General features: G+C 37.9%; 17 protein-coding genes and 1 tRNA gene. 12 read left to right on the top strand and 6 right to left on the bottom strand.

Annotated features, from left to right (window positions below):
* On the bottom strand, positions 1-735 hold a 735-nt coding region (locus FWE37_05990), incomplete at its 3' end, for a DEAD/DEAH box helicase family protein (GenBank protein MCL2520534.1).
* Positions 736-984: 249 nt separating this feature from the next.
* A complete protein-coding gene (locus FWE37_05985) occupies positions 985-1809 on the bottom strand; it encodes a DUF3825 domain-containing protein (protein ID MCL2520533.1) in 825 nt (274 codons plus the stop codon).
* Positions 1810-1992: 183 nt separating this feature from the next.
* On the opposite strand from FWE37_05985, the gene FWE37_05980 reads away from it, so the two are divergent.
* On the top strand, positions 1993-2814 hold the full coding sequence (locus FWE37_05980) for a VanW family protein (GenBank protein ID MCL2520532.1): 822 nt from the start codon (positions 1993-1995) through the stop codon (positions 2812-2814).
* A 13-nt stretch (positions 2815-2827) separates the two neighbouring features.
* On the opposite strand, the gene glpK is transcribed toward FWE37_05980, so the two are convergent.
* From glpK to FWE37_05965, 3 genes are all read right to left on the bottom strand, one after another.
* A complete protein-coding gene (glpK, locus tag FWE37_05975) occupies positions 2828-4312 on the bottom strand; it encodes a glycerol kinase GlpK (GenBank protein ID MCL2520531.1) in 1485 nt (494 codons plus the stop codon).
* Between the two features lie 44 nt (positions 4313-4356).
* On the bottom strand, positions 4357-5160 hold the full coding sequence (gene nadE, locus FWE37_05970; GenBank protein MCL2520530.1) for an NAD(+) synthase: 804 nt from the start codon (positions 5158-5160) through the stop codon (positions 4357-4359).
* A gap of 179 nt (positions 5161-5339) precedes the next feature.
* Positions 5340-5864 carry a PUR family DNA/RNA-binding protein gene (locus FWE37_05965; GenBank protein MCL2520529.1) on the bottom strand — a complete coding sequence of 175 codons (525 nt, stop codon included), beginning with the start codon at positions 5862-5864 and terminating at the stop codon, positions 5340-5342.
* A 55-nt stretch (positions 5865-5919) separates the two neighbouring features.
* Here FWE37_05965 and dnaE point away from each other — a divergent pair, with 55 nt between their 5' ends.
* Together dnaE and FWE37_05955 are read left to right on the top strand one after the other, a co-directional pair.
* The gene (gene dnaE, locus FWE37_05960; GenBank protein ID MCL2520528.1) at positions 5920-9348 is read left to right on the top strand and encodes a DNA polymerase III subunit alpha; all 3429 of its coding nucleotides are present in this window, start codon (positions 5920-5922) and stop codon (positions 9346-9348) included.
* 12 nt (positions 9349-9360) lie between these two features.
* On the top strand, positions 9361-9732 hold the full coding sequence (locus tag FWE37_05955) for a hypothetical protein (GenBank protein MCL2520527.1): 372 nt from the start codon (positions 9361-9363) through the stop codon (positions 9730-9732).
* Between the two features lie 126 nt (positions 9733-9858).
* Here FWE37_05955 and FWE37_05950 read toward each other — a convergent pair.
* Positions 9859-9930: transfer RNA gene (locus FWE37_05950), tRNA-His, on the bottom strand.
* A 171-nt stretch (positions 9931-10101) separates the two neighbouring features.
* Between FWE37_05950 and FWE37_05945 the strand changes: the two genes are divergently transcribed.
* The 9 genes from FWE37_05945 to FWE37_05905 form a co-directional block, all read left to right on the top strand.
* Entirely contained in the window at positions 10102-10398 is a 297-nt protein-coding gene (locus tag FWE37_05945; protein MCL2520526.1) for a hypothetical protein, read from the top strand.
* A gap of 17 nt (positions 10399-10415) precedes the next feature.
* The gene (locus FWE37_05940; GenBank protein MCL2520525.1) at positions 10416-10652 is read left to right on the top strand and encodes a hypothetical protein; all 237 of its coding nucleotides are present in this window, start codon (positions 10416-10418) and stop codon (positions 10650-10652) included.
* Positions 10642-10902: a hypothetical protein gene (locus tag FWE37_05935; GenBank protein ID MCL2520524.1), complete on the top strand. Its 261-nt coding sequence runs from the start codon at positions 10642-10644 to the stop codon at positions 10900-10902. Before FWE37_05940 ends, FWE37_05935 begins: the two co-directional genes overlap by 11 nt.
* A 383-nt stretch (positions 10903-11285) precedes the next feature.
* Complete coding sequence (locus FWE37_05930) at positions 11286-11804, top strand: hypothetical protein (GenBank protein MCL2520523.1); 519 nt, start codon at positions 11286-11288, stop codon at positions 11802-11804.
* 310 nt (positions 11805-12114) lie between these two features.
* Positions 12115-12651, top strand: coding sequence for a hypothetical protein (locus tag FWE37_05925; protein MCL2520522.1), 537 nt, complete (start codon positions 12115-12117; stop codon positions 12649-12651).
* 60 nt (positions 12652-12711) lie between these two features.
* Complete coding sequence (locus FWE37_05920) at positions 12712-13524, top strand: hypothetical protein (protein MCL2520521.1); 813 nt, start codon at positions 12712-12714, stop codon at positions 13522-13524.
* 433 nt (positions 13525-13957) lie between these two features.
* Entirely contained in the window at positions 13958-14101 is a 144-nt protein-coding gene (locus tag FWE37_05915; protein ID MCL2520520.1) for a hypothetical protein, read from the top strand.
* Between the two features lie 206 nt (positions 14102-14307).
* Positions 14308-14742: a hypothetical protein gene (locus FWE37_05910; protein MCL2520519.1), complete on the top strand. Its 435-nt coding sequence runs from the start codon at positions 14308-14310 to the stop codon at positions 14740-14742.
* An 11-nt stretch (positions 14743-14753) separates the two neighbouring features.
* The coding region (locus FWE37_05905) for a hypothetical protein (protein ID MCL2520518.1) at positions 14754-15273 on the top strand (520 nt) is incomplete at its 3' end.

The following is a 15273-nucleotide window of genomic DNA, read 5'->3' as shown; positions in this document are numbered from 1 at the left end:
CTTAGCGGGATAGATGGTAAGGTAGTCGCGCGTGCCTAGTATAGCGGCGGTGAGGGGGTGAATTTGTTTAATGCTGGCGATGGTATCAAAATCAAACTCTATGCGATAAGCTTCATCATAATAAGCCAAATAGACATCGAGGCTATCGCCGCGTTTCCTAAAATTACCGGGACTAAAGGTAATGTCATCACGGCCATATTGCATTTGAATAAGACGGTCGATGATAATTTCGGGCTTAAGGGTGTCGCCCGGGTGCAGCATAAGGCGCATATCTTTAAAGCTGCCGGGGTTGCCTAACCCGTAAATACAGCTTACGCTGCTAACAATTAATACATCTTCACGCTCCATCAGGCTAGTGGTAGCGGCAAGACGCATGCGTTCAATTTCTTTGTTAATGTCGGTTTCTTTTTCTATATAAAGGTCGCGGGCAGCTACGTAAGCTTCGGGCTGGTAATAGTCGTAATAACTTACAAAATATTCAACGGCGTTATTAGGTAAGAAAGTTTTAAATTCGCGGTAAAGCTGGGCGGCGAGGGTTTTGTTATGGCTCATCACCAGTGTGGGTTTTTGTACGGACTCTACAATTTTGGCCATCGTGTAGGTTTTGCCGCTGCCGGTTACGCCCTTCATAGTGTGGTATTTGTCGCCGCGTTTAAGGGCTTCGCTAATTTTGGCAATAGCCTGCGGCTGGTCGCCCATAGGTTGATAAGGGGCAATAACTTCAAATTTTGGCATGGGGGTAGTATAGTATAAGGAGAGGAGTTTGTCTATAAAATTAAAAGAGTTTAGTAAAAAATAAAGCCTCCGTTAGGAGGCTTTTGAGATAAAAACTTTGTAGTTAAAAAAATGTTTATGGAAGTTTCTATAATCAGAAAATACTGATAAAAAGTTTACATGTATGTAACAGATACTTGCTACATACATAATATAACACCGCTACTAATTTATGTCAATACATAAATGCACATTTGCACATTTTTATTTTTACGGTAAAAGCCAATCACTTTCAGGCTTAACAATTAAACGGGCATTATTGTAAGCCATTTCTAAAGTCAAAAGCGTTCTACCAGAATAATAGTTTTCGTATTTATTTAAAGCTAAAGCCAAGTTTACTTTTTCTGCTCCTAAATCAATCGGGATTAACAGTTGTATTTTATTTTGAAAGTATTGAGGTATGGCAATTTTATAGTTACCAGCTAAGCGTTTTTCAACATTTTTTACAGCTCCTACTAATGATTGGTATATATCATTTTTACGGCGATTATTCCTTATTTCTATAGGTATTCTTTCAAAATTGTCAATATCCTCTAATACATGCTCTGCAGATGGTGGCTGAATAGGCAATCTGTAATCATAAATCAACTCAGAAACGTTAGAAAAATAGTTGGCACGTTCTGGTAACTTATATAAACGAGTAACATTTTGAAAATTGTGGTCGCTTTCTTTTTTAAAGCCAATGAAAACCCATTGGTACTTGAGTGGGTTTCTATTTTTTTCAAAAAAAGCAAAAATTCTTTCATAGTATTTTGTAAAGAGGCCAGTATCAAAACAAGCTATATCCTCCGATATTAAGAAATACTTATTCTTGTTCATATCACTTGCTTGGTCATAATCATTTTTAACTTTATTAAAAGTGTGGTCTAAATAGTTTCTTAAAATAGGATATGTTATTTCGTTACCTTTTTTACTTAAAACTGGCTTTTTAAATGTCCAGTCCTCTGTGTTAGCTAAAGTAATTAGTTCTCCTAATTTATCTTCCCAATTAGGCAAAACAGCAAAATTTTTTAGTAATTGTATTTGATAAGCCATAAACACTCCTGCTTTTAATTAAATTTAACAGATATTTCAAGGAATGTCAAATATTAGTCTTGCTTAAGTGGGATAACATAATATAGTTACAAGTAGGTTAGTTTTTAATATTATTTAATTACGCCGATAGTTACTATTTTGTGGTATACTATCTCTTATAACGGTTTAAAGAGGTTATTGATTTTGGCCAGAAAATTATTTTGCGAATATTCATCTTTAACTTATCGTTTATCGGTATATAAATGCTGTCTTAAACGGCATTGGCAAAATTTTTTTAAAGGTTATCGTTTAGCTAAAGTTAAAGAAATACAGCCGCTGCCGGTCGTAGTTTATAGCCATAAATCTTTAATAAGGCGCAAGCTTGGGAATGTTGATATGACATTACAAGAAAATAAAGCTGTCAATTTACAGTTGGCCAGCCAAAAAGTAAATGGTATTATTATTAAACCCGGTCAAATTTTTTCGTTCTGGTATTTGGTAGGAGCAGTTACTGCTCGCAAAGGCTACAAAGAGGGCTTAGTTATTGCTAAAGGTGCACCTAGCAGCGGTATTGGCGGCGGGCTTTGCCAGTTTACTAACCTTATTCATTGGCTGGTTTTGCACAGCCCGCTTGAGATTACAGAGCACCACCACCACGATGCTATCGATTTATTTCCCGATTACGGCCGCCAAATTCCTTTTGGCTGCGGCACCTCCATTATGTATAATTATTTAGATTACCGTTTTGCTAACAACACAGCTTTAACTTTTCAATTATTGGTATGGTGCGATGAGCACCACCTTTGTGCCGAGCTGCGCGCTAACCAGTTACTGCCTTATCGCTACCATATTAAAGCTCAGCAAGAATTTTTCTCACGCGAGCAAGGAGTAGTTTACCGTAACAATAATATTTACCGCCGTGTGGTTGATGTAAAAACCGGTAACACTATGGAAGATAAAGAGATTAAAGCCAATCATGCCCAGGTGCTTTACGATACTAATCAACTAGTTATTAAAGATGAGTAAATATTTTTAACAATTAAGTAAGAGCTTGTTTAATAGCTTGCTGCCAGCCGTTAAGCAGCTTAGTACGGTAATTATCGTCTATTAGCGGTTTAAAGGTAGTACCGGTAGCGGTAATATTTTTAATAATATCGGCTTTATCTTTATAATAACCTACGGCTAAGCCGGCTAAATAGGCGGCGCCTAAAGCTGTGCTTTCGGTAATAGCAGGACGGATAACTTCGGTATTTAAAATATCAGCCTGAAATTGCATTAAAAAATTATTGTTGCTAGCCCCGCCGTTGGCATACAAATGTTTAAGAGGAATAGCGGCATCGGCTTGCATAGCTTTAATGACATCGCAACTTTGATAGGCTAAAGATTCTAAAGTAGCCCTAATAAGATGGGCTTTGCTGCTATTGCGCCGCAACCCGGTAATAAGACCGCTGACGTGCTGCTGCCAATAAGGTGCACCTAGCCCCACAAAGGCCGGCACGACATAAACCCCACCGTTATCGTTTACCGCTGTAGCATAACTTTCACTGGCGGCCACATCGGTTAGCAGCTGTAGTTCGTCGCGTAACCACTGAATGGCCGCCCCTGCCACAAAGATACTGCCCTCTAAGGCGTAATCAATTTGGTTATTTACTCCCCAAGCAATGGTGGTGATAAGGCCATTCTGCGAGTTTATCGCTTTAGCGCCGGTATTCATTAAGATAAAGCAGCCCGTGCCGTAAGTATTTTTAACGGCTCCCGCCTCAAAGCAACCTTGTCCAAAAAGAGCTGCCTGTTGGTCGCCAATTACGCCGCTAATGGGTATTTCGTGCCCTAAAAACTCGGCGGCACTATAACCATAAAGATAGCTAGAGGGTTTTACCTGCGGTAACATTTGCAGCGGGATATTAAATTCTTTAAGTAAATCGTTATCCCATTGTAATGTATGAATATTAAAGAGCATAGTACGGCTGGCGTTGCTATAATCGGTAGCGTGCACCTCGCCTTTAGTAAGCTGCCATAACAACCAGCTATCTACCGTGCCAAAAAGTAATTGTCCGCTTTCGGCTTTAACCCGGGCGCCTGCTATATTATCCAGTAGCCAGCTAAGCTTAGTGGCCGAAAAATAAGCGTCAATAATTAACCCCGTTTTATCTTTAATTACTTTGTCAAAACCTTTGGCTTTAAGCTCATCACAGTGGCCGGCGGTGCGGCGGCACTGCCACACAATAGTGTTATAGATAGGTTCACCCGTAGTTTTATCCCATACAAGGGTACTTTCGCGCTGGTTGGTTAAGGCGATGGCGGCTATTTGCTTGGCCGTTATGCCGGCGCTTTTACAAACCTCTTTTAGAGTGGCTAACTGGCTGGCCCAAATTTCGTATGGGTCGTGCTCTACCCAGCCCGGTTGCGGGTAAATTTGTTTAAACTCTTTTTGAGCTAAGCCAACTATCTTACTTTGCTTATCAAAGATGATAGTGCGGCTACTAGTTGTGCCTTGATCGAGGGCTATTAAATATTGCGTCATAAAATACCTTTATTTAATTATAATTAAGAAGTAAAAATTAATAATTAAAGTACAACCCCTCTTAATTCTAAGATAGGCGGGCTTTGTGCCGTCTTAAACAAATTATTTTTATTTAACTTAATTATCTTGCTTACTACCTCGTAATTGTAACCGGCCGCTGTAATTTGCTCTAAAGATAGGTTTTTATCTAAATATAATTTTAAAATATTATCTAAGGTAGGGTAATCGGGCAGACTATCGCTATCTTTTTGGTTTGGCCGCAGCTCGGCAGAAGGGGCTTTGGTTAGGATATTATTAGGTATAACATTGCCTTTTATTTTATTAATATAGCGGCATAAAGCATAAACTTCGGTTTTATAAAGGTTCCCAATAGGGTTTAACCCACCGCACATATCACCGTATAAAGTGCCGTAACCTACGGCCAGCTCGCTTTTATTGCTGGTAGAAAGTAAGAGACTGCCGGTACTATTAGAGTAAGCCATTAAAATAACGCCGCGTAAGCGAGCCTGCAAATTTTCATCGGGCAGTCCGGTTAAGCTAAAGTGCGGGCTTAGCAGTTGCTCAAGACTTTGGTGAACGCTCTCTAGGGCTATGGTATCGTGGCTAATCTGTAAATTATCGGCTAAAGCTAAAGCATCATCAAGACTATGCCGGCTGCTATAGCGGCTGGGCAGTAAAAATCCTTTTACATTAGCCGGCCCTAAACTAAAACAAGCCAATGCGGCCACTAAGGCGCTGTCTAAGCCGCCGCTTAACCCTAAATGGACTTTAGTAAAACCAATGCCGGCGATATAATTTTGTAACCCTTTACAAATATCTGTTAAAAGCTGCTCTAAGTTATCTTGCATAAGGATAGGGTAACATAAAACAAGCAAAAAATAAAGAGATATTTTATATAGTTGAAAAGCGAAAACGAAAAACTAAAAGTTATTCCTCTTTTTAAGGATATGGAATAAAAAGAATAGAGAATAATAAATAACTATTAAAAATATTCACTGTTACTTATTCCTTATCATTTTATTAATTATTAACTTTTATTTGGATTATAAGGTTTATTAAGGTTGGCATGGCCGCCCTCTTTATAGGCCCGGCATTTATTAAAACCAATACTAAAGTTGGTAACGTTATCTTTAAAAAGCTTAATTACTCTGTTATTTTTAACATCTTCGTCATTTTTATGTTCGGTTATAGTTAAACAAGCCGGCCACTTTCTTATAGCCGGTTCCAGCTTAAAGCTATAAAAACGCTTACCGCTTTTGGCTGTTAATTTATCTTCCCAGCTGGTAATATTTTGCTCTATAAGTTCTTCTGCCTTCCATAACATAACACTAAAAAAGGCAAAATCTTCTTCAAAAACGGCCAACTGAAAACGCTCGAAGCCGCCGTTAGCTTTACGCACACTTTCGGCGATAGTCATATAAATATTTTTATATCTATTTTCTTTAATGTTAAAAAAATAAGTTTTATCACCGGCAAAGGTGGTTATGCTAAAAATTTCGCCGCGTACACCCATAGTGCGGTTACTATAACATAACTTAGCAGTTAATGGCAAGAGAGCCTAACAATATGCCTTGCCATAAGCCACAAAAAGTGCTAAACTAACATATATGGCTAATAATTTTGTGCATTTGCATAATCATAGTGATTATTCGCTTTTAGATGGTTCGGCCACCGTAGCGGGCCTTGCGGGGTTGGCTAAAAGCTATAATATGCCTGCTGTGGCTTTAACCGACCATGGCAATATGCTTGGTATTTTAAGTTTTGAAGATGCCTGTAAAAAAAAGGGTATTAAAGCCATTATTGGTTGCGAAGTTTATGTGGCTTATAGCAGGCACGACCGTAAAGCAGTGGCCGGGGAGCGTAGTAATTTTCATATGGTTTTGTTGGCCACTAACGAAGTTGGCTATAAAAACTTACTAACTTTAACCAGTAAAGCTTATACGGAAGGTTTTTATTACAAACCGCGTGTAGATGACGAACTTTTACAGCAGCATTACGAAGGGTTAATTGCTTTAAGCGGCTGCTTAGTCGGCGAGGTATCGTACCTTATTGTAAATAATAAATATGAAGAAGCTAAAAAGCGTGCCCTTTATTACGATAAACTTTTTGGCCGTAATAATTTTTACCTTGAGATTCAAGACCATGGTTTTCCCGAAGATAAAATTATCCGGAAAGAGCTGCCCAGATTAAGCGCCGAAACCGGTATCCCTTTGGTGGCCACTAACGATGTGCACTATCTTTTAAAAGAAGATGAAACTATCAATGATATTCTTATCTGTGTAGGGACACAGGCTAAACGTGATGATGTTGAACGTATGCGAGCTAGCCCTAACTGTTATTTAAAAACTGCCGATGAAATGGCTGCCCTTTTTGCCGATTTACCGGAGGCTTTAGCTAACACTGTAAAAATTGCTGAAAGATGTAATCTGACTATCCCCAAACCGGGGGCTTTATTACCCGATTACGTTATCCCGGCCGGTTATGCTAATGAAGAGGCTTATCTAACTTATTTAGTAAATGAAGGGCTTAATAGCCGTTATAATCCGGTAACACCGGCTATTAAAGAACGTGCAGCCTTCGAGATAGCCACTATTAGTAAAATGGGTTTTGTTGGTTATTTTTTAATTGTATGGGATTTTATTAAATGGGCTAAAGATAACGGTATTAGCGTTGGGCCCGGCCGCGGCAGCGGGGCCGGCAGTATTGTGGCTTACTCCTTAGCGATTACCGACATCGACCCTTTAAAGTATAATTTACTTTTCGAGCGTTTTTTAAACCCTGAACGTATCAGTATGCCCGACTTTGACATCGATTTTAACGATGAACGGCGCGATGAAGTAGCCCAGTATATTAGCAAAAAATATGGCGATGAAAATGTGGCCGGTATTGTAACTTATAGCACTTTGCAAACTAAAGCTGCCTTAAAAGACGTGGCAAGAGTGTTAGATATACATTATGGCGATAGTTTGGCTATTACTAAAGCTGTTACTAAAGAGCATAAAAATGTGAAAGATGCTCTAGAAAATAGTAGTGAACTAAAAGAGTTTGCGGAGCGCGGCGGTGTTTATGCCGAGCTTTTTGATATTGCCAGCCGGGTAGAAGGGCAGGTACGCGGCACCGGTGTGCATGCTTGCGGCCACGTTATTGGTAAAACGCAGGTGGTAGATTACGCCCCTTTAATTACCGCCGATAAAGACGGTGAAAAAATTATTGTAACGGCGTATGAAGGTACCGCTCTGGAGGATTGCGGCCTTGTTAAGATGGATTTACTAGGGCTTTCTACGCTGGGTATTATTGACCGCACCATTGCTATGGTTAAGGAAACAGAGCCAAACTTTGAGATTAAACAAATTCCCGAAGATGATAAAAAGGTCTTTAAGCTTTTTGGTAAAGCCGATACCGCCGGTATCTTTCAATTTGAAAGCGATGGTATGCGCAAGGTTTTAAAGGAAACCGACCCGGAAAGTATCGAAGATTTAATCGCTTTAAACTCGCTTTACCGCCCCGGTCCGATGGATTATATCCCCGATTTTATTAAAGGCAAACGTAACCCCAAAAGTGTTATCTATGACGACCCCAGCTTAGCCGAAATTTTAAAACCAACTTATGGGGTTATTGTTTATCAAGAGCAAGTTATGCAGGTGGCGCAAATTTATGCCGGCTATAGTTTAGGCGGTGCCGATATTTTGCGGCGGGCTATGGGTAAAAAAAAGCCGGAGGAGATGGCCAAACAAAAAGCTGTTTTTGTCGAAGGGGCTAAAGCCAATGGCCACAGCGAAACTGGTGCGGTAAAAATTTTTGAAAAGTTGGAGAAATTTGCCGGTTATGGCTTTAATAAAAGCCATGCCGCTTGTTATAGCGTGCTGGCCTATCAAACGGCTTACCTTAAAGTGCACTACCCGGCCCAATTTATGGCGGCGGTGTTAAGCAAAAACATTAATAACCCCAGTAGTTTTAAAAAATATCTTGATGAAGCTAAGGCGATGGGGTTACAAATTTTCCCGCCCGATATTAATCAATCGGCGGCCGGTTTTTCGGCTAGCAGCGGGCAAATTTATTATGGATTACAGGGCTTAAAAGGTGTAGGGGAACAAGCGGTAAACGAAGTGATTACCGCTCGTCAAGATGGATTATTTAAAAATTTTAATGATTTTTTAGACAAAATGCCGTTGCAAAGCGTTAATAAAAGGGTAGTGGAAATTTTTATTAAAGCCGGCCTTTTTGATGGCTTAAAGGAATTTCAGCGCGGCAAGTTACTGGCTAACTACGAGGCAGCCATCGACCACGCCGTAAAAAAGAAGGCCAGCCAAAACGCCGGCCCCAGTTTATTTGATGCTTTTGCCGATGAAGTAGCCTTCCCCGAATTTACCTTTACCGAAGCCGAAGATATTGTCCTCGATCAAAAATTAGAGCACGAAAAAGAACTGTTGGGTTTTTATATTAGTGGCCACCCGCTGGATAAATTTAAAGGGGCTTGGCAGCAGCACCATACTTTGAACTTAGCTAATACCGAAGAAGCCTTGTTACGTAAAGAATATTGTGCAGTAGGTTTAATTAAAAATATTAAAAGCCGTATAACTAAAAGTAATACAAAGATGTCCAGCTTTATTTTAGAGGATTATAACGGTAGCATAGAGGTAGTGGTTTTTAGCAAAGTTTTAGCCGACATGGAACCGCACTTAATTGAAAATGCTACCCTAATGCTTTATGGTAAGGTAGATAAAAATGGCAGTGAACCGCAATTCAGGCTAGACCGTGTGGCTTTGCCCGATGCAGCCATTAAGGCCAAAGCTACTAAAAATGAAGAACGGGCTAAAGAGTTGCACCTTTATTTAAAAGAAGATAATGAAATTAACAAAGAAGAGCTACTAACCTTGCGCGATATTATTGGCGATAGTTACGGCGAAAGCTTAATATATTTACATTTTAATAACAAAATTATTAAAGGAGGCAGGCTTTTGAGAGTGGCCATTAACGAAGAGATTATCCAAAAACTTAAGGCTAACAATTTGGTTAAAGAAGTGCAGGCCATTTAAAAGCAACACCTTATGTTTTTACATTTTATTATTACCACTTTATTGCTGTTGGTTAATAGCTTATACATTTTTAGGCTGGGTTATTCGGCTAAAAAGGGGCTATCACCTAAACCCGGCGATTTTTTACTGCGCCGTTTAGCGGCTGCCTTATGGTTTATCGATATAGCTTCGGGCGTTAGGTTGTTTAGTTTTTATTCTCATTCACTGTGGTTTTTAGGGCATTTGGCCCTTTTATTATTACCTATGGTTATAGAAGCAGCTTTTAGGTTTTTGCCTTTATTTAAAAAACAACATCATACTTTACGGCAATCTTTAATCCAACACCTTTCTATCTTTATAGCTTATTTAATACTTTGTTTAAATTATTTAATATTAAGCAGGTAAATTAGTGAAAAAAGATAAATCTACTGGCGACAACCCGATTACGTAGTACGGTATAAAACATTAATAAATTAAAGTTTTAGCTTAAAAAACAACCCTACTAAATTTAGTAGGGTTGTTTTTTTGCAGGGTGCACGACGGGGTTTGAACCCGCGACAACCAGAATCACAATCTGGCGCTCTACCACTGAACTACGTGCACCGTATTTAACTGTAAAGTATCATAAATCTTTTAATTGTGTCAAGAGCCTTTGAAAAGCGAAAAGTGAAATTTTTTAATTCTTAATTTTTACTTTTTTAATTAAAGCGAGCTTTAGCCTATACGATAACTTACCTTAACAAAAAATGATGGATAAGGGGTAACGGTTTAAAGATGGAAAATGAAAAGTTAACAAGGCAATTGGAAGAGCTAATGCGTAAAGTAGAGGTTAATGGGCGCGAGATTAGCAGCTTAAAAAAGAGTAACCGTAATTTGCGGCTAAAAGTGGGCTTACATTGGGACGAAGACAAAGAGACCGGTAATGGCCTTATCGGCAAAATTAATAAGCTGGAAGAGCGGCTAAATGCTATTAATCCAAAGGCTATTATTGGCTGGTTGGTGGCGGTGGTAGGCGGCCTTACTGCTTTAAGTTATTTATATCGGGTGCTTAGTTTAATAACTAATAATTAAAAATTAAAGGGTAGAAAATGATGCGATTGAAAGCAAATACCATTAACATAACTTGCAAATTAACGGCGGTATTGGTGGCGTTAATCAGTTTAATATTAAAAATGCAGGGTGTAGTTGATATACCTATGAGCGAGGTAATTATGGTGGCTACCTTTATTGCCGCCGCTTTTGTAGGGGTGGATATATCTAAAGTTGGGGTAGCCATTAAGGGAACAGGTAATAAGGAACAAGGAATAGAGAGAAATGATAAATAAAATTAAAGCACTGGCTAAGGTTATAATTATAACAACGACAGCCATATTAAGCTACTTATTGGGTAAAAAATTGGAGCAAGGTAAACAAGCCCAAAAAGATTTAAAACGTATGACTAGCGATAAGCAGGCTATACAAGAGCAAGCGCAAAAAGCAAAGGAGGTACAAGATGAAGCTAACCGTAAAAAAGCCGCTGTTACTAGCGATAATGTGGTTGCTAAGCTTAACGAGTTGTCTAACCCCAACGGGTAATCATAGGCCAAATTTACCTTTAGCGGTACCGGTAATGCCGAATATTACTTGGTATCAGCTTGATGATGGTATGGTTGGCCTTAGTAACGAAGATGCCATTAGGTTATACAACTACTTGGTAGATGTACAGGCTTATGTAGCAATAACACAGCGTTAATTAAAAATTATAAAGTGAAAATTAAAAACTACTAAGCTTTTAATTGCCGTAGGCACGGGTCTAATACTCAACCCTTTAGGGTGTAACCGCTTAAAATGTTTTTGCGGCGGTTTTCGTAAGAAAACCTGCAAGCCCGCCGTAATACTCCGCTGCTCTGCGGCGGGGATAGGTGGCGATAGCAAAAACTTTATTTCTCTATTTCCTATTAAAGCGTTATATTATCGGTATGTTAAAGTACAAAATAATTATACCTATCATTTTAATGACTTTAAGCAGCTGCGGTTTGTTCCACGATATTAAATTGGCAGAGGCCATCAGGCCCTATCAAATTCATACAACTTATATAACACGTATCATTAGGCAATTTTATCTGCCTACTTTTTATATCGATAACGAAAATAGTTTTACCATAGCTTTGGCGGTGGCCAGAGAAGAATCGCGGCTTTATTATATTTTGCGTTACGATTATACCGGGACCATCAATTTCAATGTACAAACTATTTTTATTTGTTTAGGTCAGCAAAATATGCAGTTATCGCTTAATAATGTAGCCCATAGTTATAGTAATGGTGTTTATAGCGAAGAGGGTGTAAGTTTTTTAACCTATGAGCAAATGAGGGCTATTGCTGGGTCGGCTATCTTTAGAGTGCAGCTTATCGGTAGTAATTTTAGCACTAATCGTTTAGAGCTAAGCAGCCGTAATGTGATGCGTCTGCACGATACTTTACAAAGACTGCTAAATTAAAGTAAATTATAAGTAATAGTTATAACCTTGAAAAGGCGGTACTAAAATTAAAGAGCTAACTTTAAAGCGGCTCGATTCCGGTAAGCTCGGCAAAATTAAAAGCTTAGCCGATGGCAGCATTGCTCCGCCTATAGGAAGTAAATTTGATGTAACAGTGATTACGTTGATTGAATTGCCTTACAGTAATTTGATGGTACCCAGCGCAATTACTGGGTTAAATGCACCAATAGATTTGAAGTAAATATAAAAAAAAGATATAAATTTCATATGCCCCCTACTATAAAGAAAAATATTATGTTATAAAATAGGTATGAGAAAAACAAATAAGAAAAATATTAATTTAGCAAGAGTATTATTATGTACTTTTTTGGTTACAATTATTGTAAGTTGTAATTTAAATGATAAAAAAGAACTAGATATGGAATTAGTATCGGTATCTAATAATACCATTTTAATTAGAAACTTTAACGGAAATTTAATTGATGGGTTTATGCCTATACCAGTGTTAATATACCATGAAGATGGTATAACTATAGAAAGAAGAAGAGGAAGTGCAGGACTAGAATATGGACGAATATTTGTGCCTAAGTCTGAAATGTTAGTTAATGGGTTTAATTTTTCGGAACCAATCATTGTTAATATATCTAGGCAAAGTAATACTGGTTCTAATGCGATACCAGCAACTTTAGTAAACAATACAAACATCCCTTTAGTAGTAATTGGTAGAGACGGTATAACTTCTAGAACTATTCCAGCATTAACAACTATAGGTACGGGAATACCTCAATTTAGTATAGCTGGTTCCGGTGTAAATATAGTTATTACTCTAATGACGCAAATATTTTAAAAGTTGCTGAGTTTTTATGTAACTATCTAGAAGAAGAGGAAAGATTGCTTATATATGAGTATGAAACCAATAAGTTTAATTTTTTTATATTTATCATTGCTATTTTTTATAAACGGATGTAATTTAGGATATAATAAAATGAGTTCACTGACTATCTCTCAAGATTGGAATGGGATGATTATTGTAAATGGTCATCAAAGTTTGACTAATAATTCTAGAGATAGCATTATTACACTGTATCCCGACTATATTGTTTATCAAACAAAAAACGGAACTTTTACACAAAGTTTTAATAATTATATTCCCACCCCCGTATTACAACCTAACTTTCGGATTAATTTAACTACACAAGGTACCACCATGAATTGGGATTTTATTTTTCAAAACAGATCAGGTTCCCCAATTATATTTACTTTGGGTAACAGTACTTTAGAGATACATAATAATCAAAATTTTACTTTTAACCCGTATAATTTAGATGGTCGTGCACCAAATTTAATTAGTCTATTTGTTCCAAATATAGTGTTCTCTCCCCCTATTCGTCCCACTTCAATAACCCTCACCGGGCCAGCAATGCTAAACTATGGGCAAACAGCTGGATTTACTTTAATCCCTAACCCTCCCGGAAGCCAACTAGGTGATATAACATTAATTAATAGCAATCCTAGAGCCTTCACTGTAAATTTACAAAACAGAACCATAACTGCCAATAGACTAGTTCCACCCTATGAATTAACAGGAGCTGGAACAATGCATATAACGTCACAGGGAGTATCTAGTAACATTATACAGTTGCGTAGTAAGGCCCGTTATGTAAATAGTATGTTAGGATTAAACGGGCCGATAATAGCTCGTGATACCGATAGAGGTTAAATTATGGAAATATTATAGTGGTTGAACTAACATTATTAAAGATTTCTTCATTACCATTAGATAAAACAATGACTCTATCGAGAGTTATTCGAGTACTATTGTTATTAATGAATACAACAGTAAATGGCATATCTATATTAATATGCTTAGCTAACCCCTCACGGGTTATATGGAAAGAGCCGCCATTATGAAAAAAATTAATTCTTTCGGGAGAAACTTCTACTAGTACTTCGTTCCGCACCTCTTGCAGAAATACATTAATAGTACTACTATTTTGGACGGTAAAGAAATTGTGATTTGTGCTTAAATCGCACCCAGCCCATATAAGTGCTAAAAATAAAGGTATAAATTTCATATACTCACTATTATAAAGAAAAACATTATGTTATAAAAGTAGGTATGAACATTTTTTTTAAAATAATATGAGGGAAAAATGATAGATATAACAGGATTAACAGAAGATAAATACGACATAACTGTTGATGACAACCGAGCCGAGTTCCAGCGCTGCTGGAACTTGCAAAATACCCTCATTAGTTTTGGCCGGCCAAAAATTGGTTTATCTTATACCCTATGAAAACACTCACTCCCGAACAATTTACTCAAAAAATGCAAAGCTTTGCTAAAAAAGACGGCTATGCCAACCTTAATAAACCTTATAATCCAGATAAAAACTAAAAATTGATAATAAAAGCTTGTAAGAGAGGTAATACTGAATAAATAAGCTGCCTTTTGCTTTTAAACTTTCACTTTTCACTTAATTAGCCGATAAGTTATACAATAATGCCAAAGTTAAACTATAAAAAAATTAAAAAATATTTGCCCAGTGCTTTTTTTAGTAAAAAGCAAATGGCACGCTTTTTTTTGCTGGGTTTAATCCCTTTAGGGGCAATTTTGTTAATAACTATCCCGGTAATGGCCGTTAGAAATTTTCAAAGTAACCGCGATCTAACTTTAGCGCAAAATTTTATCGAGGCCAGCGGCCGTACCTTAGAGCAGCGTCCGCATATCCATAATTTTATTTTTCCCGGTAATTTTTTAAATTTTTCACCCAGTTTAGCCCCCGTTCGTCCCAGCGGCCACGTGTGGAGCGAAGAAGAAGTAGCTAGATACTGGGTACAAATTGAAAGTTTAGCTCTTAGCAGCCTGCCGCATACCAACGAGAGTTTGCTTAGAGAGTTTTTAAATCAATTTGCCCAACGTGATGCCAATTTTTAAGGATTTTAATAATGCGTTATTTAGTTATTTTTATACTTTTATTGGCGATAATCTCTTGCGCTACTACTAACGAGGTTCAAAACGGCTTGGTTTATAGTTCGCCAGAGAGTAATTTAGATTTTACCTTAAACAGTGAAGTAACCTTGCCCTTTAACGAGCAAGACGAACTTAGGCTAATTAATAATCAACTTCAACGGCAGCAGCAAGAGGCCGCTTTACATAACGAGTTTGTCCAGCTGCGGCCAACTTTCTTAGATTTTTTAGGACTTAACAACGGTCAAAGGGTCAGCGCTGATAATAGTTTGCTTAATCAGCCAGCTAACGGCGATAGCGCTAATGGCGGTACTATTACTATTATTGTTGATGGCGAAGAGCTAGCTTTAGCCGAACTTGATGATGAGATACTCTTTAGATTATTTAATTTGTACCGAGAAGAATTTAATCAATTTTTATTAGAAGAAGAGGCTAGGTTATTAGCCGAAGAAGCGGCCCGGCTGGCCGAAGAAGCCCGCTTAGAAGGGTTAAGGCTAG

The sequence above is a fragment of the Spirochaetaceae bacterium genome, from assembly GCA_009784515.1.
GTDB lineage: Bacteria > Spirochaetota > Spirochaetia > WRBN01 > WRBN01 > WRBN01.
Note: the sequence above shows the minus strand (reverse complement) of the source record. Positions and strands in the feature narration are given on the sequence as shown.

Coding starts and splice junctions, on each gene's coding strand:
- FWE37_05985 (MCL2520533.1), bottom strand. CDS start 1,809: ATGGCTTATCAAATACAATTACTAAAAAATTTTGCTGTTTTGCCTAAT.
- glpK (MCL2520531.1), bottom strand. CDS start 4,312: ATGACGCAATATTTAATAGCCCTCGATCAAGGCACAACTAGTAGCCGC.
- nadE (MCL2520530.1), bottom strand. CDS start 5,160: ATGCAAGATAACTTAGAGCAGCTTTTAACAGATATTTGTAAAGGGTTA.
- dnaE (MCL2520528.1), top strand. CDS start 5,920: ATGGCTAATAATTTTGTGCATTTGCATAATCATAGTGATTATTCGCTT.
- FWE37_05955 (MCL2520527.1), top strand. CDS start 9,361: ATGTTTTTACATTTTATTATTACCACTTTATTGCTGTTGGTTAATAGC.
- FWE37_05945 (MCL2520526.1), top strand. CDS start 10,102: ATGGAAAATGAAAAGTTAACAAGGCAATTGGAAGAGCTAATGCGTAAA.
- FWE37_05940 (MCL2520525.1), top strand. CDS start 10,416: ATGATGCGATTGAAAGCAAATACCATTAACATAACTTGCAAATTAACG.
- FWE37_05935 (MCL2520524.1), top strand. CDS start 10,642: ATGATAAATAAAATTAAAGCACTGGCTAAGGTTATAATTATAACAACG.
- FWE37_05930 (MCL2520523.1), top strand. CDS start 11,286: ATGTTAAAGTACAAAATAATTATACCTATCATTTTAATGACTTTAAGC.
- FWE37_05925 (MCL2520522.1), top strand. CDS start 12,115: ATGAGAAAAACAAATAAGAAAAATATTAATTTAGCAAGAGTATTATTA.
- FWE37_05920 (MCL2520521.1), top strand. CDS start 12,712: ATGAAACCAATAAGTTTAATTTTTTTATATTTATCATTGCTATTTTTT.
- FWE37_05915 (MCL2520520.1), top strand. CDS start 13,958: ATGATAGATATAACAGGATTAACAGAAGATAAATACGACATAACTGTT.
- FWE37_05910 (MCL2520519.1), top strand. CDS start 14,308: ATGCCAAAGTTAAACTATAAAAAAATTAAAAAATATTTGCCCAGTGCT.